At 71.9% G+C, this 19,514-nt stretch carries 23 protein-coding genes; 12 read left to right on the plus strand and 11 right to left on the minus strand.

Features of this window, described 5'->3' with window-relative positions; translation table 11 throughout:
• Nucleotides 1-148 precede the first annotated feature (148 nt).
• From KGA66_RS00390 to KGA66_RS00400, 3 genes are all read left to right on the plus strand, one after another.
• On the plus strand, nucleotides 149-583 hold the full coding sequence (locus KGA66_RS00390) for a helix-turn-helix domain-containing protein (RefSeq protein ID WP_211463205.1): 435 nt from the start codon (nucleotides 149-151) through the stop codon (nucleotides 581-583).
• 35 nt (nucleotides 584-618) lie between these two features.
• A complete protein-coding gene (locus tag KGA66_RS00395) occupies nucleotides 619-1,044 on the plus strand; it encodes a VOC family protein (protein ID WP_211463207.1) in 426 nt (141 codons plus the stop codon).
• A gap of 211 nt (nucleotides 1,045-1,255) precedes the next feature.
• Nucleotides 1,256-2,356 (plus strand): pectinesterase family protein, encoded by a 1,101-nt coding sequence (locus KGA66_RS00400; protein ID WP_211463209.1) that lies wholly within the window; start codon nucleotides 1,256-1,258, stop codon nucleotides 2,354-2,356.
• A gap of 113 nt (nucleotides 2,357-2,469) precedes the next feature.
• On the opposite strand, the gene KGA66_RS00405 is transcribed toward KGA66_RS00400, so the two are convergent.
• The 10 genes from KGA66_RS00405 to KGA66_RS00445 are packed head-to-tail and all read right to left on the minus strand — an operon-like array spanning nucleotide 2,470 to nucleotide 10,861.
• Nucleotides 2,470-3,315 carry a DUF6390 family protein gene (locus KGA66_RS00405; protein ID WP_211463211.1) on the minus strand — a complete coding sequence of 282 codons (846 nt, stop codon included), beginning with the start codon at nucleotides 3,313-3,315 and terminating at the stop codon, nucleotides 2,470-2,472.
• On the minus strand, nucleotides 3,303-3,584 hold the full coding sequence (locus KGA66_RS00410) for a HypC/HybG/HupF family hydrogenase formation chaperone (RefSeq protein ID WP_211463213.1): 282 nt from the start codon (nucleotides 3,582-3,584) through the stop codon (nucleotides 3,303-3,305). The genes KGA66_RS00405 and KGA66_RS00410 overlap by 13 nt, the downstream gene beginning before the upstream one ends.
• A gap of 29 nt (nucleotides 3,585-3,613) precedes the next feature.
• Nucleotides 3,614-3,718: a DUF6893 family small protein gene (locus tag KGA66_RS32405; RefSeq protein WP_438822009.1), complete on the minus strand. Its 105-nt coding sequence runs from the start codon at nucleotides 3,716-3,718 to the stop codon at nucleotides 3,614-3,616.
• A gap of 7 nt (nucleotides 3,719-3,725) precedes the next feature.
• Complete coding sequence (locus KGA66_RS00415; RefSeq protein ID WP_211463215.1) at nucleotides 3,726-4,271, minus strand: hydrogenase maturation protease; 546 nt, start codon at nucleotides 4,269-4,271, stop codon at nucleotides 3,726-3,728.
• On the minus strand, nucleotides 4,268-5,608 hold the full coding sequence (locus KGA66_RS00420; protein ID WP_211463217.1) for a hypothetical protein: 1,341 nt from the start codon (nucleotides 5,606-5,608) through the stop codon (nucleotides 4,268-4,270). Before KGA66_RS00420 ends, KGA66_RS00415 begins: the two co-directional genes overlap by 4 nt.
• Nucleotides 5,595-6,260 carry a DUF6084 family protein gene (locus KGA66_RS00425; protein WP_211463219.1) on the minus strand — a complete coding sequence of 222 codons (666 nt, stop codon included), beginning with the start codon at nucleotides 6,258-6,260 and terminating at the stop codon, nucleotides 5,595-5,597. The genes KGA66_RS00420 and KGA66_RS00425 overlap by 14 nt, the downstream gene beginning before the upstream one ends.
• Nucleotides 6,257-7,042 (minus strand): DUF5947 family protein, encoded by a 786-nt coding sequence (locus KGA66_RS00430; protein WP_211463221.1) that lies wholly within the window; start codon nucleotides 7,040-7,042, stop codon nucleotides 6,257-6,259. Before KGA66_RS00430 ends, KGA66_RS00425 begins: the two co-directional genes overlap by 4 nt.
• A complete protein-coding gene (locus KGA66_RS00435; protein WP_211463222.1) occupies nucleotides 7,039-7,917 on the minus strand; it encodes a NifU family protein in 879 nt (292 codons plus the stop codon). The genes KGA66_RS00430 and KGA66_RS00435 overlap by 4 nt, the downstream gene beginning before the upstream one ends.
• A 52-nt stretch (nucleotides 7,918-7,969) precedes the next feature.
• The gene (locus KGA66_RS00440; RefSeq protein ID WP_369015776.1) at nucleotides 7,970-9,751 is read right to left on the minus strand and encodes a nickel-dependent hydrogenase large subunit; all 1,782 of its coding nucleotides are present in this window, start codon (nucleotides 9,749-9,751) and stop codon (nucleotides 7,970-7,972) included.
• A 39-nt stretch (nucleotides 9,752-9,790) separates the two neighbouring features.
• Nucleotides 9,791-10,861 (minus strand): NADH-quinone oxidoreductase subunit B family protein, encoded by a 1,071-nt coding sequence (locus KGA66_RS00445; protein ID WP_369015777.1) that lies wholly within the window; start codon nucleotides 10,859-10,861, stop codon nucleotides 9,791-9,793.
• A 547-nt stretch (nucleotides 10,862-11,408) separates the two neighbouring features.
• On the opposite strand from KGA66_RS00445, the gene KGA66_RS00450 reads away from it, so the two are divergent.
• From KGA66_RS00450 to KGA66_RS00490, 9 genes are all read left to right on the plus strand, one after another.
• A complete protein-coding gene (locus KGA66_RS00450) occupies nucleotides 11,409-12,056 on the plus strand; it encodes a YceI family protein (protein WP_211463225.1) in 648 nt (215 codons plus the stop codon).
• Nucleotides 12,053-12,346: a muconolactone Delta-isomerase family protein gene (locus KGA66_RS00455; RefSeq protein WP_211463226.1), complete on the plus strand. Its 294-nt coding sequence runs from the start codon at nucleotides 12,053-12,055 to the stop codon at nucleotides 12,344-12,346. Before KGA66_RS00450 ends, KGA66_RS00455 begins: the two co-directional genes overlap by 4 nt.
• Before the next feature lie 86 nt (nucleotides 12,347-12,432).
• On the plus strand, nucleotides 12,433-12,858 hold the full coding sequence (locus KGA66_RS00460) for a hypothetical protein (RefSeq protein WP_211463227.1): 426 nt from the start codon (nucleotides 12,433-12,435) through the stop codon (nucleotides 12,856-12,858).
• A 17-nt stretch (nucleotides 12,859-12,875) separates the two neighbouring features.
• Nucleotides 12,876-14,000 (plus strand): extracellular solute-binding protein, encoded by a 1,125-nt coding sequence (locus KGA66_RS00465; protein ID WP_211463229.1) that lies wholly within the window; start codon nucleotides 12,876-12,878, stop codon nucleotides 13,998-14,000.
• 1 nt (nucleotide 14,001) lies between these two features.
• Complete coding sequence (locus tag KGA66_RS00470; protein ID WP_211463231.1) at nucleotides 14,002-15,972, plus strand: ABC transporter permease; 1,971 nt, start codon at nucleotides 14,002-14,004, stop codon at nucleotides 15,970-15,972.
• Entirely contained in the window at nucleotides 15,969-17,060 is a 1,092-nt protein-coding gene (locus tag KGA66_RS00475; protein ID WP_211463233.1) for an ABC transporter ATP-binding protein, read from the plus strand. The genes KGA66_RS00470 and KGA66_RS00475 overlap by 4 nt, the downstream gene beginning before the upstream one ends.
• Before the next feature lie 38 nt (nucleotides 17,061-17,098).
• On the plus strand, nucleotides 17,099-17,437 hold the full coding sequence (locus tag KGA66_RS00480; RefSeq protein WP_211463235.1) for a hydrogenase maturation nickel metallochaperone HypA/HybF: 339 nt from the start codon (nucleotides 17,099-17,101) through the stop codon (nucleotides 17,435-17,437).
• Nucleotides 17,430-18,338 carry a hydrogenase nickel incorporation protein HypB gene (gene hypB / locus KGA66_RS00485; protein WP_211463237.1) on the plus strand — a complete coding sequence of 303 codons (909 nt, stop codon included), beginning with the start codon at nucleotides 17,430-17,432 and terminating at the stop codon, nucleotides 18,336-18,338. Before KGA66_RS00480 ends, hypB begins: the two co-directional genes overlap by 8 nt.
• 92 nt (nucleotides 18,339-18,430) lie before the next feature.
• Nucleotides 18,431-18,850, plus strand: a complete 420-nt coding sequence (locus KGA66_RS00490) for a nitroreductase/quinone reductase family protein (protein WP_211463240.1) — start codon at nucleotides 18,431-18,433, stop codon at nucleotides 18,848-18,850.
• 64 nt (nucleotides 18,851-18,914) lie between these two features.
• On the opposite strand, the gene KGA66_RS00495 is transcribed toward KGA66_RS00490, so the two are convergent.
• A complete protein-coding gene (locus tag KGA66_RS00495) occupies nucleotides 18,915-19,514 on the minus strand; it encodes a TetR/AcrR family transcriptional regulator (protein ID WP_211463242.1) in 600 nt (199 codons plus the stop codon).

Raw genomic sequence — 19,514 nt, forward strand, 5'->3', positions numbered from 1 at the left:
TTCGCCGCGCGGCGGATCGAAGCCCCGCCTACCCCGTCGACGCCCGCGGATGCGTCCCAGGCGCGCTCCGGCGGCCGCGACGGGCCACGCCGCGCCGCTGCGGTCGAGACCCCACCGGGTTGTCGGCGCCCGCGCGTAGGCTCACCCCATGGCCGCGGTTCACCTCGCCAGGCACCTCCTGCGCGCTAAAGACCTGATGGACGCCCGTTACTCCGAGCGGCTGACCGTCGCGGACGCCGCCGAAGCGGCCGGGCTCAGCCGCGCGCACTTCTGCCGCGAGTTCAAGCGGGCTTTCGGGGAGTCCCCGCACGTCTACCTGCTCACGCGGCGCCTGGAGCGCGCGGCCGCGCTGCTGCGCTTCACGGACCGGTCGGTCGCCGAGATCTGCATGAACGTCGGCCTGGAGAGCGTGGGTTCGTTCACCACCAGCTTCACCCGCATGTACGGCGTCCCGCCGACCGGCTACCGGGCCAAGTTCCCCCCTGCGGCGCAATACGCGCGCCTTCCGGCCTGCGTGGTGCGGTTCTACGGACGGCCGCGACATCAGACGTTTCGAGAAGACGACGGCGTGGCGCGCGGCTAGCGTTTGTAAGGCCGTCAACCGCGCAGGAGGCTCCAATGTTCAAGATCGCTACCGTCCAGCTCTGGGTCACCGACCAGGACGCGGCGCTGGATTTCTACACCCGCAAGCTCGGCATGGAGGTGCGCCAGGACGTCACCCTGCCGGAGATGGGCGACTTCCGCTGGCTCACGGTCGGACCGGCCGGGCAGCCCGATGTCGACATCGTGCTGATGCCGATCCCCGGACCGCCGGTCATGGACGAGGCCACGGCCCAGGACGTACGCACGCTGGTCGGCAAGGGTTTCGCCGGCACCGTCTTCCTGACCACCGACGACTGCCACGGCGAGTACCACCGCCTGGTCGAGCGCGGGGTCGAGTTCTCCGAGAAGCCGGAGCAGCGCCCGTACGGCATCGACGCCGCTTTCCGCGACCCGTCGGGCAATCACGTCCGGCTCACCGAGGTGCACATCCCGGGGCATTGACCGGACCCTGAAAGACCCTTCGCGGCAACTTACACGGTCGGCGCGAAGCACACGGGGGTAGGCGGCGGCGCGCTGTTGACGACAGTGCGCCGCCGTTTTAACGTCAGCGGACGCGACCCCGTCGTGTGCGCCGGGTATGAGGGTGTCCGGCACGCGGCACGAAGTCCGATATCAACGCAGCCGTATTTCAGCCCTGATATGGATGGCCGTCATGCCAGTACCCTCCTTCGTCCCCGCCCGCCTCGGCCCGACGCGGGCCGGCCGGCCTCGCCGCGCCCGGATCGCGCTGCCGCTAGCCGCGGCCACCGTCCTGGGCGCGACCGCTTCGCTGTCGGCCGCGCAGCCCGCGCACGCGGCGGTCACGATCACCGTCGCCAAGAGCGGCGGGCAGTACACCAGCGTGCAGGCCGCGGTCAACGCGGTGCCCGACAACTCCTCGACCGCCTACACGATCTCGATCGGCGCCGGCACCTACTCCGAGGTGGTGCGCATCCCGGCCGCCAAGCTGCATCTGACGCTGCTGGGCGCCACCGGCAACGCCGCCGACGTGGTGATTCAGGCTTCGAACTACGCGGGCGAGACCAACCCGGCCACCGGCTCGGCGTACGGGACGCTCGGCTCGGCCACGGTGACCGTGGCGGCGCGTGACTTCACCGCCGAGTACATCACCTTCTCCAACGCCTTCAACAAGAACTACCACCCCGGCGTGACCGGAACCCAGGCGGTCGCGCTGGCCATGCAGGGCGACCGGCAGGTGTACAAGCACGACAAGTTCTGGGGTCACCAGGACACGCTGCTGTCCTGGAGCAACACCGCGAGCACCGACATCCGCCAGTACGTCTACGGTTCGACCGTGGACGGCGATGTGGACTTCATCTTCGGCAACGGCACGCTCGTCATCGACCGCAGCACCATCAACGTGGAGAACGACGGGGTGTACAGCAGCGGAGCGCTGGTCGCTCCGGCCACCTACGGCAGCCAGGCCTACGGCATTCTGATCACCGGCTGCAACGTGGCCTCGTCGCTGGCCGCCAACAGCGTGTACCTGGGCCGTGCCTGGGTTCCGTACAGCGGCGCGGTGCCGCAGGCGGTGATCCGCAACACGTTGCTGCCGGCCGCGATCAACGTGTCGGCGCCGTGGACCGGTATCTCCGGCGCCACCTGGACGCCGGGCCGGTACGGCGAGTACGGGAACAGCGGCGCGGGCGCGACGGTCAATGGCAACCGCCCGCAACTGAGCGGCACCGCCGCCGCGAACTACACCGCGCAGAAGTACCTGGCCGGGAATGACGGCTGGAACCCGGTGGTCTGACCGGTAGGCCGTGCGCACCCGCCGCACCCGCCGCGCCGCCGACGCGTCCCGTTACGGGCGCAGCTGGCGGCGCGGTGGGCGTGCGTGCGGGGTCGCCGGTCGCCGGTCGCGGATCAGTTCGCCAGCACGGTGGCCACGGTGTTGCGCCCGATCGTCCGGTTCGTGATCTCCATCTGCCGCAGCGTGTGGAACCGCAGCGCGCGCAACTGCCGGGCGGTGAGCCGATCGCAGACCCAGTCCCAGTGCAGCGAGACCCAATCGCCCGGCCGGATGCCGCCGAGATACCCGATCCCTGCCATGGAGCGCAGCGCGGTCTCGGTGCGCGGCGGCCCGAGAGCGAGCGCGATCCCGTCCCAGGTGAGCGGGCGGCTGGTCACGGTGATGCGGTCGCCGTCCACCCGCTCGACCCGGCCCCAGCGGATACGGCAGCGTTCGAGCACGTCCAACGCCTGAGGTGCCTTGCGGTCGTCGCCGAGCAGGCCGACCCACGGGTACACGCCGAAGACGTGGAAACTGTGGTGCGGCACCCCCCCGGCCAGCACGCCGTCCAGCAGGTGCGGGAACTGACGGCCGGTGCGCGGCCGGAACCTCTCCTCCATGGACGCGGCCGTCGCGCCGAGGCCCACGTTCGGCAGCAACTCGTTGCCGACCCAATACGCCTCGACCACGCGCCGGTCCAGAGGGTCACGGATCCCGGTCGCCGTCGAGATCAGCTCAAGGTAGGGCCAGGCGCCGTGGAACGCCTGCGCGAGCTGCACGAGTCCCTGGTCCACTTCGCCTGACGCGCCGTACTGCAACAGCGCGCGGCTGTCCGCCGGGCCGCAGTACCCGAGCGCATTGGGTGGATAGGCATACCGGACGAACAATTGCGCGCCGGCCGTCGCCTCAACGTACGGGGGCTCTTCGGGCGCGTTGTGGTCGATGATCGTCGTGTCGGCGATCGTGTTCAGCGTGTCCATTCGGGTTCCCATCCGTCTTTCGGCAGCGCGCTGCCGGCCTCGCGTTCCCGCGCCATCAGTCCCAGCGAGGCGAGCACGTCGTCCACCTCGTCCGCGGGGATGGGGCTGAGCGCGAACCCCATGTGCACCAGCACCCAGTCGCCGGGCGCGACCGGCTGCTCCAGCAGGCCGACGTTGACCGTGCGGCGCACGCCGGCGATCTCGGCGACGGCGAGGTCGGCGTGTCGGTCGTCAGGTGCGACGACGCGCGCCGCCAGGCCCAGACACATCTCGCAGCCTCCTTCGCTCCCCCGATCGGTCACAGCTCGCGCATCTCGATGTACCGCTTGAGATCCGGCAGCATGCTCACGACCGCCGCGGCCACGAGCACGGCGGCGGTCGCCGCCGCCATCTTTCCGATCATCGGTTCCTCATCTCCTCTCCGCCGGTAGCTCGGCGACCAGCCGCTCGATCAGCTCGGCCGCCGCATCCACGGCCGCGGCGACCGGCGGGCTGAGGCCGATCCCCGGCTCGGTGTCCGCGGGTTCGCACACCACGGCCAGGATCCTGCCGACCCGCGCGCCCAGCGAGCCGAGCAGGCCGAGCACGGCGTCCGGGCCGAGGCCGTGCGCGTCGAACGCGGCCATGTCGCCGTCCGGTCCGCCGGGTCCGGGCGTCGCCGGATCGACCTCCAGGAGGGTGACCGTCCCGGGGGTCTCGCCGCGGGCGCTCGCGTCGGCGAGGATCAGCAGCCGGCAGCCGTCGAGCAGGTCGAAGGCCAGGTGTACGGAACGGATCCCGACGTCGCTCACCTCGACGCCCGGGGGCAGCGCCCGGCCGGAGAGCCGCCGGGCCACCTCGACGCCGAAACCGTCGTCGCCGAGCAGGATGTTGCCGATTCCTGCGACCACGGTCCGGCAGTCGGCGGCGGCGCCGTGCGCCGCGCGTTCCATACCCGCGGCGCTGTTCGCAGTCACTGCGCTCCCCCGATCGGCTCGATCTCGTCCGGGGCGAAGTAGAGGTGGCGCCCGTGGCGCTGGTACTGCTGCGCCGCCGGATCGTCCTGCGGTGTCACGGCCAGGTGCACCCGGCCGTCGACGTCGGTGAGCACGGCCTCGATCACGGCCGGACGGCCGGCCAGGAACATGTCCTGCGCGTCGGCGCGGCGCGCGCCCGGGCGCATCAGGACTCTGCTACCCTTGCGCAGCGGTACGCCGCGGACCGTCACCTCGTCGGTCTGCGGGGACACCGACGCGTCGGCCTCCGGGTCCCACCACGGCGGGTCCGGCACCCCGGCGGGCGCGGGTTCGGTGACGGCGCGCAGGTAGCGCACCGTGCCGTGCAGCCGGTCGAGCAGTTCCGGCGGCAGCGCGTCCACTCGCTCGACGATGGCGGCGGCCCGCGGGTCGGTGGCTCGGGCCTGCGCCTTCTCGGCGTCGGTGAGCGCGAGCGTGCGCAGGGTCAGGATCTCGTCGATCTCGGTCGCGTCGTACAGGTCGCCGGGACTCTCCGGCGCCAGCCGCGGGTGGTCGTAGAGGATCACCGGGCTGGAGAGCAGCAGCTGCGCGGTCCCGGGCGGCCCGGCCAGGACCGGCCAGGTGCGCTCGTTGCGGCACGCGGCCGCCTCGGCCGCGGCCCACCGCGGCGGGTCGGTCATCGACACGAAGCGGCATCCGGGTGCTTCGAGCAGCAGGTGCGCGCTGACCAGCGCATATGGGAGCGCGTCGGAGCGCCGCTGCACGGCGGTCGGGGACGGCGGCTCGGTCATATTCTCCAGCACACAGCAAAGCTTCAGCAGCCGGTAGGGTCCTGCGACCCTGTCCGCGTGCACGGTCAACCGTGCGGTCAGCGCCTCGCGGCGGCGGGTGACCGGGCCGCCGGCGGCGGCGCGCTCGTCCCGGCTCACGGCCGTCTCGGGCGTCTCGGGCGCCTCGGCCGCCTCGGATGTCTGCGCCGCGTCGGCCGCGAGGTGGAAGACCACCGGGCCGCGCGCGAGTGCGTCCACGTGAACGGTGCGTTCGTGCTCGTGCTCGACCGCCTCGTCCCAGGACTCGCCGTCGGGCCGGGTGCGGCGCTGGATCTGCAGGAAACGCGCGAAGACACGCACCCCGGCCTCGTCGCCGCACTCCAGCAGGCATTCGGTCCGGCTGGAGGTGTGCTCGGAAGGGTCGAGCCGGGTGTACGCGGGCGGCATCAGGACTCCGAACTGGAACCGTTCGCGGTTCTTCTGTGCCGACGCCCGATACGGGTACAGGACGTAGCCTTCGTACAGGATGGTGTCGGCGACCGCGCGCGCCTGCTCAAGCCCGGTCATCGGCGCGCTCCCCGGCGCGGCGCAGCAGCGCTTCGAGCGTGGCATCCCAGGTGGTGAGCGCCTGCGCGGACTTGAAGCGCTGGAGGGCGTCGAGCGTCTCGCGGCCGGCCCTGATCCAGCCGCCGGCCGGGAAGTGCCGGTCGATCGCCTCGCGCCAGATCTTCACGGGCAGCCGGTAGGCGCACTCCTTGCTCCAGGGCACCTGCTCGACCTGTATCCGCCCGTCCTGTCCGGCGGCCGTGTCGGTCCTGAACACCGTGCCGCTGAACAGGAGCAGCAGCGGGATCTCGCCGTCGTCGAGGGCGTGGAAGTACTTCGCGCAGGCGACATCGAGGTCGTAGTTGCAGGGCAGCGGGAGCACGGTGTCGGTGGCGCCGCGGAACCCGGGCACCACCGCGGTGAGCGTGGCCACCTGTAACGGCTTGAGCGTGTCGGGCCAGCGCGCGGCGTCGCCGAAGAGGTCGTACAGCCGTGCCGCCTCGTCCCGGCCGTAGCGTCGGCGGGTCGGTTCGATGCGGACCTGGCAGCGCAGCGCGACGGCGTCGATCCGCGCGCCGGTGGTCTCGCTGATGCGCAGGAGGATGTCGAGCGCCGGGGCCGCGGAGTACTGCTGGGCGGCGATCCCGGTGCAGTCGAAGGAGAACTCGGTCATCGCGGCCCGCCCGCCGGACTGCTTGCGGGGTCGAACCCGCGGGCCCGCCGGCGCAGCGTGTCGAAGAACTCGTCGATACCGGCGCGGGCCTGCTCGCCGCCGTCGAATCCGCGCCACTGCAAGCGCAGGCGCCCGACCAGTTCGTAACAGACGTCGATCGGCACCAGGTAGCAGTCCCGGTTCCCGGCGTCACAGCGCACGACGATCGCCTCCACGTCGGGGACCGCCTCGGCCAGCAGCGGGTGCTCTTCGCGCAGCCGGTTCCAGGCGTCCAGGTCGAGCAGGCACTCGGTGGCTCCAGCCGGGCCGGGATAGAACGCCGAGACCGTCGTGCGCGCGCCGCCGCCCTCGGCCCGGGTCACGGTCTCGGTCACCGTCTCGGCCTCGGTCACGGTCACGGTCTCGGCCTCGGACGGCGAGGCGGTCGCAGTCAGGAAGAAGGCCACCGCGACGGGGATCTGCAAGCGCTCCCACCCGGCTCGGCTCAGCGGGTGGGCCGGATCGTGCAGCACCCGGTCCGGGATCGCGCGGTACCGGCCGCCGCCGGCTTCCTCCCTGGTGAACAACAGGTAGCAGGCGCGGCAGGTGCAGCGGATCGCGCGCTGTTCGAGATCTGCGATGTGCCCGTGCCTGTCGTCGAGTCGCTCGGCGCACAGTTCACACCGCTCGACCGGCGCGGCCGGCGGCGCCGGTGCGGCAACGTCCGCGATCGGCCCGGGGGCTGATCCGGCGCCGCGCGCGAAGCGGGCCAGGCCGGCCGGGGCGCCGCCGCGCACAGTCATCGCGACACCGCCGCGGGGAGCGCGACGCGCACGCCGCGGCTGTCGCTGACCAGCGGAAGCGGGTCAAGGTGCGGGCCCTGGGGACCATCCGGGCCCGCGCCCGGCCCGGCGACGCAGCGGCCCGCGAGCCGCAGATCGAAGGCCGCGGCGCAACGCGGACAGGTCAGCAAACCCTGCTCCACCGCGGCCTCCCCCAGCGGTGCGTCGCAGACCCCGCATGCGTCTCGGTAGGCGTAGAGCGTGCCGCGCACCGCGCATATCAGGATTCTCATTCCGTCCAGGTCCAGCGCCACCGGGCCCGCGGTCGGCGAGCCGAGCGCGGGCAACTCACGCCACACGGCCGCGTCCCGCGCGCCCTCGTCCGGGCGCGGGCCGATCTGGAGCAGCCGCGGCTCACCGGCGCTCGGGGCGACCACGCCCTCCACCTCCACCCGCAGCACCTCCGGCGCGGCCCGCTCGATCGCGCCCTCGATCGCCGAGCGGACGGTGACCGTCGAGGAGGGGCAGCCGTTGCAGGTGCCGGCGAGCCGAAGGCGCGCGACGCCGTCGTCGTCGACGCCGAGGTACTCCACACCGCCGGCATGCGAACCCAGATACGGCCGCACCCCGTCCAGCGCGCGCTGGACGCGCTCGTCGACGCTCAGCGGATGCAGGCCGTGCACCAGCAGCAGCCCGCCGACCACCTCGTCGCCGGCCAGCTCGGCCAGCGCCTGCGGATCGCGCCGCGCCATCGTGCGCACCGTGCGCTCAAGGCCCTCTCCGTACAGGCCCACCACCAGCCGCACCAGTTCCTCGGCCCGAGCCCGGTCGGCGGCCTGCGCGAAGCCGCCGACCAGCTGTTCCACCCTGATGCCGACCTCGCTCACGTCGGTCACGGCGCCCGCCTCTCCGTCTCGGACCGCTCCATCCCGGTGAAAGCGCCCCCGGCTACAGCGCCGTCGCGGCGGCCAGCGGCGAATGCACCTTGTGCAGGGTGCGGCCCTCGCCGAGGAACATGTGCACGCCGCAGGGAAGGCAGGGGTCGAAGCTGCGCACCGCGCGCATGATGTCGATGCCCTTGAACCGCTCCGGCGGGTTCTCCTCGAAGATCGGGGTGTTCTGCACCGCGTCCTCGTACGGGCCCGGGGTGCCGAAGTGGTCGCGCACGCTGCCGTTCCACGGCGTCGGCGGATACGGGTGGTAGTTGGCGATCTTGCCGCCGCGGATCACCATGTGGTGCGAGAGCACGCCGCGCACCGCCTCGGTGAACCCGACGCTGACCGCCTCGTCCGGCACGGTGAACGGCTCCCAGGTCCTGGTGTTGCCGGCGCGCAGTTCGGCCAGCGCCTGCTCGACGAAGTACAGCGCACTGGCCGCCATGTACGCCTGGAAGTAGGTGCGCGCCCGGTTGCGCTCGATCGCGTTGCTCCAGCGCGGGATCCGCCACTCGAAGGTGGCCTCGGGGCGGCCGGCCGTGCGCGGCAGGTTGATCAGGACGCTGTGTCCGGTGGACTTCACGTAGCCGTGGTCCACCAGGCCGCCGAGCGCGGTCGCCCACAGCCGGGCGATCGGGCCGCCGCCGGTGTCCGCGGCCAGGTAGTTCTCGCCGTCGAACCAGCGCGGCGACATCGTCCAGCTGTACTTGTCGTCGAAGTCGCGCTTCGCCGGGCGCGGGATGGTGTGCTGGTTCCACGGGTGCCTGCGGTCCACCGGGTTGCCCAGCGGGTCGCGCTCGACGAACACCTCCTCGCCGTCCCAGTCCTCGTAGTAGGAGTGGCCGAGCAGGATCCTGATACCCAGGTTGATCTTCACCAGGTCGTTGGTGATCAGCTTGCCGTCCACGATGACGCCGGGGCTGACGAACATCCGCCGGCCCCAGTCGGTCATGTGCTCGTAGCTGAAGTCGCAGTACTCGGGATCGTTGAGGGAGCCCCAGCACACCAGCTGGACGCGGCGGCGGCCCACCTCCTCATAGCCGGGCAGCGCCTGGTAGAAGAAGTCGAACAGGTCGTCGTGCATCGGCACGACCCGCTTCATGAACTCGACGTAGCGCATCAGGCGCGTGAGATAGTCGGTGAACAGCTGGATCGTCGCGACCGTGCCGACGCCGCCCGGGTAGAGCGTGGAGGGGTGCACGTGCCGGCCCTCCATCAGGCAGAACATCTCCCGGGTGGTGCGGCTGACGGCCAGCGCCTCCCGGTAGAACTCGCCCTCCAGCGGATTGAGCGAGCGCATGATGTCGCCGATGGTGCGGTATCCGTGGTCCGCGGCGTGCGGCGCCTCGGTGCGGTTCGCCTGCTCCAGCACGCCGGGGTTGGTCTCGCCGACCATCTTGGCGCAGTAGTCCACGCCGACCAGGTTCTCCTGGAAGATGTTGTGGTCGAACATGTACTCGGCGGCCTCGCCGAGGTTGATGATCCACTCGCCCAGGTGCGGCGGGCGCACCCCGTAGGCCATGTTCTGGTTGTACACCGAGCAGGTCGCGTGGTTGTCGCCGCAGATGCCGCAGATGCGGCTGGTGATGAAGTGGGCGTCGCGCGGATCCTTGCCCTTCATGAAGATGCTGTAGCCGCGGAAGATCGAGGAGGTGCTGTGGCACTCGGTGACCTTCTTCTGCTTGAAGTCGATCTTGGTGTAGATCCCCAGGCTGCCCACGATCCGCGTGATCGGATCCCAGTTCATCTCCACCACGTCGGTGGCGAGCTCGGCGGCGGCCCGCTCTTCGGCCATGGTCATGATTGACTCAGCTCCCTTACTAGGTCTCCGCCGTCACCAGGTCTTCTCGTAGCCGGTGGTCAGCCGCTCGCCCTTGTGCCGCCACTTGGGCTCGATGTCCGCCGTGTGCTGGGTGAACTTGCGCAGCGTGCGGATCGCCGTGCCGTACACGCCGCTGGCGGCCGTCGAGATCCGCGCGCCGGGCGGCTCGTCCATGAAGGGCATGAACTTGTCCGGGAAACCGGGCATCGTGCAGGCGATGCAGATGCCGCCGACGTTGGGGCAGCCGCCGACGCCGTTGATCCAGCCGCGCTTGGGCACGTTGCACTTGACGACCGGTCCCCAGCAGCCGAGCTTGACAAGGCACTGCGGTGAGTCGTACTCCTTGGCGAACTCGCCCTGCTCGTAGTAGCCGCCGCGGTCGCAGCCCTCGTGTACCGTCGCGCCGAACAGCCAGGTGGGTCGCAGTGCCTCGTCCAGCGGGATCATCGGGGCCTGACCGGCGAGTTGGTAGAGCAGGTAGAGGATCGTCTCGGACAGGTTGTCCGGGTGCGTCGGGCAGCCCGGCACGCACACGATCGGCAGCCCGGCCTTCGAGCGCCAGTCCCAGCCGAGGTAGTCCGGCACGCCCATGGCTCCGGTCGGGTTGCCGGCCATCGCGTGGATGCCGCCGTAGGTGGCGCAGGTGCCGGCCGCCAGGATCGCGGTGGCCTTGGGCGCGAGCCGGTCGAGCCATTCGCTGGTGGTCATCGGCTGGCCCGTCATCGGGTTGTTGCCGAAGCCGCACCAGTACCCTTCCGGTTTGATCGCCTCGTTCGGGATGGAGCCCTCGACCACGAGCACGAACGGATCGAGTTCGCCGCGGTCGGCCTTGTGCCACCATTCGATGAAGGTGTCCGCGCCCTGCTCGGGCCCGCATTCGAAGTCGATCAGCGGCCAGTGCACGGCCACCTTCGGCAGGCCGGGCAGCGCACCGAGCACGATCTCCTCGATGGTCGGCTGGGTGGCCGCGGTGAGCGCGACGGAGTCCCCGTCGCAGCCCAGTCCCCCGTTCATCCAGAGTATGTGCACCACCGGCTCGGACGCGGACCGCTCCCGCGCCTCCGGGCTCCGGCCGGACTGCATGGCTGTCGTCACGACGGCCACCTCCTCGCTGCCGCCTGCACCGCTCCAGCACATTCCCTCGGCGGCGTCGTGACGACTCCGAAAAGCCGGTCATAATCGGCGCCGATATCGCACGTTACGCCGGTACTGTCCGGTCGGCAATATGGATCAGGACTGTGCGCGGACAGGCCTGTCCGGGTCCGCGCCTGAGGTCAGGTGGTTGTCTCGCGGCTCGTGACATTCAGGCAGCGCGCGAGTGTTGCCGCACGTCCGGCCGCGTGTCCGGCCAGCTGGGCGGTAGGAACGGCGGGCAGGAACAGCAGGCGGGCAGGAAGGGTGGGCGGGCGTGATGGGCCAGGCGGACGACGGCGAGAGCGTCGCCGAAGACTTTCCTTTGATGGTGTTTTCGCGGATTCCCCCGGCCCGTCCCTCCGTTATTCCGGAATTCCGCGAATTCGTACGCGAAGCGAGCGGCGGCCGTCACCCGCCGCTCGCTTCGCTGGTCCATTCGCGCGCTCCGTGCGCGCCGCGCTGGCGGCGCCCGCCGCGGCGGCCTAGCGTGGGCCTCATGTCCGGCCCTGTACGACTCGGCCCGTCCGACGGCCGCGTCATCCTGCGCACGTACCGCGAGGGGCTCGCCGCGCAGGTGGGCCACGACCTCGTGCTGGAGTTCGCGGCCTGGTCCGCGCTGGCCACCCCGCCCGGTGCCCAAGGCGGTCCGGCGATCGAGGCGAGCATCGAACTGTCCTCGCTGCGGGTCCTGGAGGGCACCGGCGGTGTCAAACCGCTGACGGACCGGGACCGGCGCGACATCGCGGGCAACGCCCGCAAGTCGCTCGACAGCGAGCGCCATCCGCAGGCGGTCTACCGCAGCGCCGCCCTCACGCCGAGCGCCGAGGGCGGGACGTTCGACGGCACGCTGAGCCTGCATGGCGTCGAGCGCCCGTTGCGCCTCGCCGTCACCCGAAAGCCGGAAGGCGGATACCTGGCTCGGGCGACCGTCACGCAGAGCGAGCACGGCATCAAGCCGTACAGCGCCTTCTTCGGGACGCTCAAACTGCGGGACGCCGTCGAGCTCGAGATCGAGATCACCACCGACCTCGCGGCTGCGGCCACAGACGGGCACGGGGACACGGACGGGGACACGGACGGGGACACGGACGGGGACACGGTCGGGGACGGTGCCGGCGGCCCGGAAGCCTCCCGCGAGGCATGAAGTTCCTGGTGCTCTGGCGCGTCGAACTGAGCCTGCTCTCGCGCGAGATGGCGGCGGCGGTCGCCCGGATGCCCGGTTACGCCGCGGCACTGCGGCGCGACGCCAAGCTCGCCGCGCGCTTCCACCTGGTCGGCCAGCACGGCGGCGCGTGGATCTATGACGTTTCCTCGAACGAGGAGCTCGAACGCCTGCTCGGGCTCGCCCCGGTGTACAACTTCGCGCGGTACGAGGTGCTACCGCTGGCAGAAATGTCCGATGAAGACGGTAATGTCGCGGAAGTTGCGGATTGACGGATTCCGGGATTGACGCTGCCGCGGCGGCGGCGCAGACTCGATTCGTCGGCAGGCGCGGCGCGACCTATGGCGGTGGCGGCAGGATGCGGACCGAGCGGCGGACCTTTCCGCGTGAGCGGCACTGGATCTGTGCCCGGCGGTTGCGCGAGCGGCGCGCGGCGCTGGGGCTGACACAGGTCGAGGTATCGCAGGCGCTGCGCGACGCGGGCGTGCCGCTGGGCAATCGGGCGTTGAGCGCCATGGAGCACGGCAACGGACTCGACCTGTGCCGGCTGCCGGAACTGGCCGCGGTCCTGGACTGCACCACGACCTACCTGCTCGGGCTGACCACCGACCCGCACGACTGGACCCCGGACCCGGAAACGTTCGCCGCCGCAAGTGGCCTTCCGACCGGCTCCGCGCGGCAGGACGGCACCAGCGGGGACGGCGCCGGGCAAGACACAATTGTCCCGGCGCGCGGCTGGATCCTCGGTCCGGACGTGCCCGACCGAAACCCCACCGCCGGCTGAGGAACGAGGCGCACCGCATGCGCGCGGTCATCCGCATTCGAAAGCAGCACATCGAACGCCACCACACCGCACACAGCACCCGACACCGCAGCACCGAACAGCACAGGCCGGCCGGTCGCGCCACGCTGTCGATCCTTCTCGCCGCGCTCGGCCTCGTCGCGGCGGCCTGTGGTTCGAACACTGCGACGAACGCCTCCGCGACGACGGGCTCCGCCACGGCCGAGTCACCGGCGCGTACCGGTGCTGCGCTGTCGCTGACGCTCTACACCTCGGTGACGCAGAACACCGTCGATTCGGTCGTGGCCGGCTTCAAGGCCGCGCACCCCGGCTCGAACGTGACCGTCTTCCGAGCCACGACCGGTGCCCTGAACGCGCGACTGGCCGCCGACCAACGCACCGGGGGCGTGCGCGCGGACGTGGTCTGGGGTACCGACCCGCTGTCCATGCAGTCATACGCCGCGCAACAACTGCTGCGCAGCCACCCGATCGCGCTGCCGCCGAATGTCCCGGCGAAGTACGCGACCGACGCGCTGTACCCGACCCGTCTGCTCTACCTCGTCATCGTCGCGCGCAAGGGCCTGACCGCGCTGCCCACCACGTGGAGCGACCTGGCGTCGCCCGCTTATCGCGGCAAGGTCGCCATCCCGGATCCCGCGGCGGCCGGTTCCGCGCTGGCCGCGCTCGGCTACTTCGCCCAGGCGCCCGGATACGGCATGGACTTCTATCGCAGGCTCAAGGCGAACGGCGCGGTCCAGGTGGCGACGATCCCCGAGGTGGTCACCGACGTCGCGCAGGGCCGTTACGCGCTGGGCATCAGCCTCGATTCGCAGGTGCGCAGCGCGCAGTCGGCGGGCTCACCGGTGCAGATCGTCTGGCCGAAGCCGGGGGCGATCACGCTCTACAGCCCGATCGCGGTCACCTCGGCGAGTAAGAACGCGGACGCGGCGGGCGCGTTCCTGCGTTACGTGCTGTCCACCGACGCACAGCGGCGCATCGCCGCGACGGGATGGCAGCCGGTGCTGCCCGGCATCCCCGGACCGCCGATCCCGGCCGGAGCCGGTCAGGTGACCGCGAACTGGCCGAACCTGTTCGGCCACCAGCACGATCTGCTCGGCGAGTACCAGTCGATCTTCGGGCTCTAAGATGCGTGCCCGGCTCGGCTCCGCGCGGTTCGGACCGGCTCGGCCGGGCCCGACCGGGCTCGGCTCGATCCGGCTCGGCTCGATCCGGCTCGGCTCGATCCGGCCGGGCGCCGTGCTCCTGGTCGCCGGACTGCTCGCCGCGCTCGCCGCGGCGCCGCTGTTCGAACTGGCGCACATCGCCTCCGGCGCCGGCTGGGGCCGGGCCGTGGCCGCACTCGGCTCCGGCCGCAACCTCACCGCCGTGCGCAACACCCTGATGGTCGGCGCGGCCGTCACCGTCCTCGCGGTCGCGCTCGGCACCGCCGCCGCGCTGGCGGTGGAGAAGCGACCCGCGCGCGAGCGGCGCCTGCTGCGCCTGGCCGTCGCCGCGCCGCTGCTGCTGCCGGAATTCGTGCTCGGATTCAGCTGGTCCCAGGCATACGGCCCGGCCGGGTACGCGGACCGGTACCTGCACCTGCGGCTGCCCGGCCTGCTCGGACCGACCGGGATCATCAGTGCCCTGACAGCACACGCGCTGCCGCTCGCCTATCTCGCCACCGCCGCGGCCATCGCCGTGCGGCCCTTCGCGCACCTGGAACAGGCGGCGCGCGCCTGCGGCGCCGGCCCGGTCACGGTGCTGCGCACCGTGACTTTCCCGCTGCTGCGCGCGCCGATACTCGCGGCCGCCGCGCTCGTTTTCGTCAACTGCGTCAACAGTTTCGCGATCCCGCAGGTGCTCGGCACGCCCGATGGCTTCGCGACGATGTCCACGCTCGTATACAGCGACCTGAACCTCTCCGCGGACCCCGACTCGTTCCGGCAGCTGGCGGTGGTGGCGCTCGCGATGGCCGCGCTGGTGCTGGTGGTCATCGGGGGCGCCGACCTGCTGCCCGGGGCGGCGGCGGGCTCCGTGCCGGCGAACTCCGCGACGGCCTCGGCCCCCGCGGCGGCGCGCCGGCCGGTGCACCGGGGACGCCTGGCCCGTTTCAGCCCCGCCCGTTTCAGCCCCGTGCGCGTGCTCGTCGCGCTGTACGTCCTGCTGGCCGCGGGAGTGCCGCTGCTCGTGCTCGTCGGGGACGCGATCACTCGCGGACCGGGGCTCAGTCCTACGCCCTCGCACTGGACGCTCGCCAACTTCACCGCCGCGCTGTCCGGCGAGACCGTCCCCGCGTTGCTGCGCAGCCTGATCCTGGCCGTCGCCGCCGCGGTGCTGGTCCCGGTGATGGGCCTGGCGGTGGCCGCGGCCGGCGCGCGGCTGCGGCGCCCGCTCGGCACCGCCGTGACGCTCGCCTACGCGATACCCGGCTCGGCGCTGGCCGTGGGCGTCCTGGTCGCGTACGGGCGGTGGCTCACCGGATCCGCGCTGATCATCCTCATCGCCTATCTGGGCAAACTGTGGGCGCTCGGGCACCGTCCCGTCGCGGCGGCCGTCGAACGGATCGATCCGGCGCTGGCCCGCGCGGCGCGCGCCAGCGGAGCCGGGGGCGTGGCGGCCTGGCGTGACACCACGCTGCCGGCGCTGCGCCCGGCGTTGGCGGTCGGCGCCGCTCTCACCCTGGTCTTCGCGACCCACGAGCTGACCATGTCGAGCATCCTCTACGGACCGGGCACGCAGACACTCGCCGTCGTCGTGCTCGACCAGCAACAACTCGGGCAGGTCGGGGCGACCAGCGCGCTGGCGCTGCTGTTGAGTGTCCCGCCACTGGCGGTCGGGCTGGCGCTGGCCCGTGGACGGCGAGCCGGGAGCCAGGGTCGGCGTGGCACGGTTCGGGCGCCGGGCAGCACACGCGGTGCGGACAGTGCGGACGGCAGGGACAGTGCACACGGCAGAGACAGCAGGGACCGTGAGGACATGCTCGACGCGATGGAAACACCGGAAGACGTGCTCGAAACGGCGGACTCAACGGAGTCGGCGGAGTCGGCGGAGTCGGCGGAGTCGGCAGGCTCAGCGGACTCGGCCGATTCGGCGGGCGCTGTGGTGAGCGCCGGGTGACCGCCTCGTCAGCGGCCCTGGAGTGCCGGGACCTGGCGGTCGGCCGGGACGCGCGCCCGGTCCTGGCCGATGTCGCGCTCGCGGTGCCGCGCGGCGGCCTGCTCGCGCTGCTCGGCGCCTCCGGCAGCGGCAAGACCACACTGCTGGACACGATCGCGGGTTTCATCGCGCCGTTGCGCGGCGAGATCCGGCTGGCCGGCACGCAGGTGTCCGGCCCGGGCCGGCACGAGCCACCGGAGCGGCGCGGCGTCGGCGTCGTCTTCCAGCACTACGCCCTTTGGCCGCACATGCCCGTCGCGGACATCGTCGCGTACCCGATGCGCCGCGCCGGGACCGGCAAGACGGCGGCCCGGACCCAGGCGGCTGCGCTGCTGGAGCGGCTCGGCATCGCCGCCCTGGCCGGCCGCAGGCCCGCCGAACTGTCCGGCGGGGAACAGCAGCGGGTGGCGCTGGCCAGGGCGCTGGCGCGGCAGCCGGCCCTGTTCCTGTTCGACGAACCGACCGCCCACCTCGACGCGCACCTGCGCGCGCTCGTGCTCGACGAGGTCGCCCGCCGCCGGGTCGAGAGCGGCGCCGCGGCCGTGTACGCGACGCATGACGCGGCTGAGGCGCTGGCCATCGCCGACACGGTGGCGGTGCTCGACCGCGGCCGGATCGCGCAGAGCGGGCCGCCGCACGAGGTGTACGAACGCCCGGCCGGCCTCTCGGTCGCGCGGCTCACCGGCCCCGCCTGCGTCCTGCGCGTGCCGACCACCAGCCCGAACGACGGCGCGACCGCGCAGATCACGATCGGTTCAGCCAGCGCGACGGTCCAATACGCATCCGACCGGCCATCACGCCGGGTGCTGGTCAGACCCGACTGGGCGGTGCTCGGCGGCCCGTTCTCCGGCGTCGCCGCTCGGGTGCGCTTCCGCGGCCCGCATACCGACTACAGCCTCGACACGGACGCGGGCCGGCTCGACCTGCGCGTCCCCGGACCACCGCGGCATTCCGCGGGCGAGCGCGTCGACTGGGCGCTGTCCCGCGCATGGCCGCTGCCCGAGCCGAGCGGCGCGAACGACCCGGCGCGTATACCGTCGAACTGCTGAGGAAATCCGGATTGCTGGGTGGTTCCGGGGAGTTCCGGGTGCACGAACTGGCTATCACCGAGAGCATCGTGGAGAGCGTCACGCAGCGCCTCCCCGACGCTCGGGTGGTGTGCGTGCGGCTGGCGATCGGCAGGCTTTCCGGCGTTTCGGTGCCCTCGGTCGAGTTCTGCTTCGGGCCGGCCACCGAGGACACCGGGCTGGCCGGGGCGCGACTGGTGGTGGACGAGCCGGCCGGGCGGATGCGCTGCCGCGCCTGCGCCGCCGAGTTCGCGAGCGACGACCTGTTCGCCGTGTGCGACTGCGGCAGCATGGACGTGGACGTCATAGCCGGGCAGGAACTGCTGATCCGCGCTGTGGAGGTGCGTGGCCATGTGTGACACCTGCGGCTGCGGCGAAGAAGCCACGGTCAGACTCGGTGAAGTGCTCGGCCACGACGCTGTGCACGAATACAGCGGTGGGCATGAACACAGCGGTGGACATGAAAACAGCGGTGGACACGATAGCAGTGGTGCGCACGAGCACGGTGCCGCGCACGAGCACCAGGGCGAGCACGATCGCAGCGCCGCGCATGCCCGCGCCTACGGCCGCGCGGACGAGGCCGCCGAACGCACCGTGGTGCTGGAGCAGCGCGTCCTGGCCAAGAACGACCAGTTGGCCCAGCGCAACCGGGAGCGTCTGGCCGCGCTCGGGGCCACCGCCGTCAACGTGATGGGCTCCCCCGGCGCGGGCAAGACCACGCTGCTCGAACGCACGGTGCGCGCCCTGGGTGGCACGCTGCCGCTCGCGGTCGTCGAGGGCGATCAGGAAACCGTGCTGGACGCCGACCGGATCGCGGCCGCCGGCGGCCGCGTCGTGCAGATCAACACCGGCGCGGGCTGTCATCTCGACGCCGGGATGCTGGCCGGCGCCCTCGACCGGCTCGGGCCCGAGCGCGGCGCTCTGGTCCTGGTGGAGAACGTGGGAAACCTGGTGTGCCCCGCGCTGTTCGACCTCGGCGCCGGCGCGGCCGCGGTGCTCGCCTCGGTCACCGAGGGAGCGGACAAGCCGTCGAAGTACCCGCACATGTTCCGGGCCGCCGACGTCGTGGTGTTGACGAAGACTGACATCCTGCCCTACGTCGAGTTCGACGTGGACGCCTTCATCGCGCGGGTGCGCGCCGTCAATCCCGGTGCCGAGGTCCTGCGTCTGTCCGCCACCGACGGCGACGGACTCGAGGACTGGTTCGCCTGGTTGCGTGATGTGCGTACCGCCGGCGCGGCTGATCGTTTCGTGCTCTGATACCGGCGGCCTGCCGCGCCCCGGGAGCTGCTCGATAAGATGCGTGCCGCTGGTTCCGCGGCGGGACGCGGCGGGCGCGATCGGGGAGCGACATGACGCAGGAGCAGCAGGTTCGCAATCGTCCGGTGGTCGAGGAGTTCAGGGCCAACGGCGGCGTGGTCGGCGGCGCGTTCGAAGGCGTTGCGCTGCTGCTCCTGCACCACAGGGGCGCCAAGTCCGGCGCCGCTCACCTCTCACCGGTCGCTTATCTCCCGGACGGCCCGAACTGGGTCATCGTCGCGGCGAACGGCGGGCGGCCCACGCATCCGGGCTGGTACCACAACCTGCTCGCCCATCCGGAGACCGTGATCGAGGTCGGGACGAGCACCCGCCGGGTCACGGCCCGGGTCGCGGCCGGCGCCGAGCACGACGCACTGACCGGGCGTTTCCTACGCGAATCAAAGTTCTTCGGCGGCTTCGCGCAGACCACCACGCGCACCATCCCGGTATTCGTGCTCGAACCACGGGATTAGTGCCTGGCACGGTCACGATCGGTGACCGAGAGCGGCGGACTTGCGGTCGAGTGGGCGCAGGCCGCTACGCCTCGGCCACCCGGCCGGCCCCGGCCAGAACCGTGGCAACGACGTCGCGCAGCGCGTCGGCGCTCGGCGCGGCTCCCTTCCGGTCCGCGAAGAGCAGATGCCCCGCGCCGATCAGCGTGGCCGCGAGCGTGCCGACGTCGGCGTCCGCGGCGACGCGGCCCAAGTCGCGTTCCGCGGCGAGATAGCTGGCGATCATCCGGGTGCCCTCGCCCAACAGCGGGATCCGCGCCGTACCGGCCTCCCGCAGCCGGGCGCGCAGGCCGTCGCGCGAGATGATCAGCGCGACGATCGCCACCACGACCGCGCCGAACAGCTCGGTCAGCGCGGCGGTGAGGTTTCCGGCGACCGTGCCCGTCCCCGCGCGAGCGCGCAGCGCGGTCGCCTCGACCTCGATCCTCGCGACCCGGTCGAGCACCAGCTCGGTGAGGAAGGCGTCGAAATCGGCGAAATGCCGGTGCAACACGCCCTTGGCGCAGCCGGCCTCCATGGTCACCGCCCGGCTCGTCAGCGCGCTGGGACCGTCGCGCAGCAGTACCCGCTCGGCGGCGGCGAAAAGCTGTTCGCGCGGGTCGCGCAACGCAACCCCGGTCGGCAC

The sequence above is a fragment of the Actinocrinis puniceicyclus genome, assembly GCF_018283645.1.
Taxonomy (GTDB): Bacteria; Actinomycetota; Actinomycetes; order Streptomycetales; family Catenulisporaceae; genus Actinocrinis; species Actinocrinis puniceicyclus.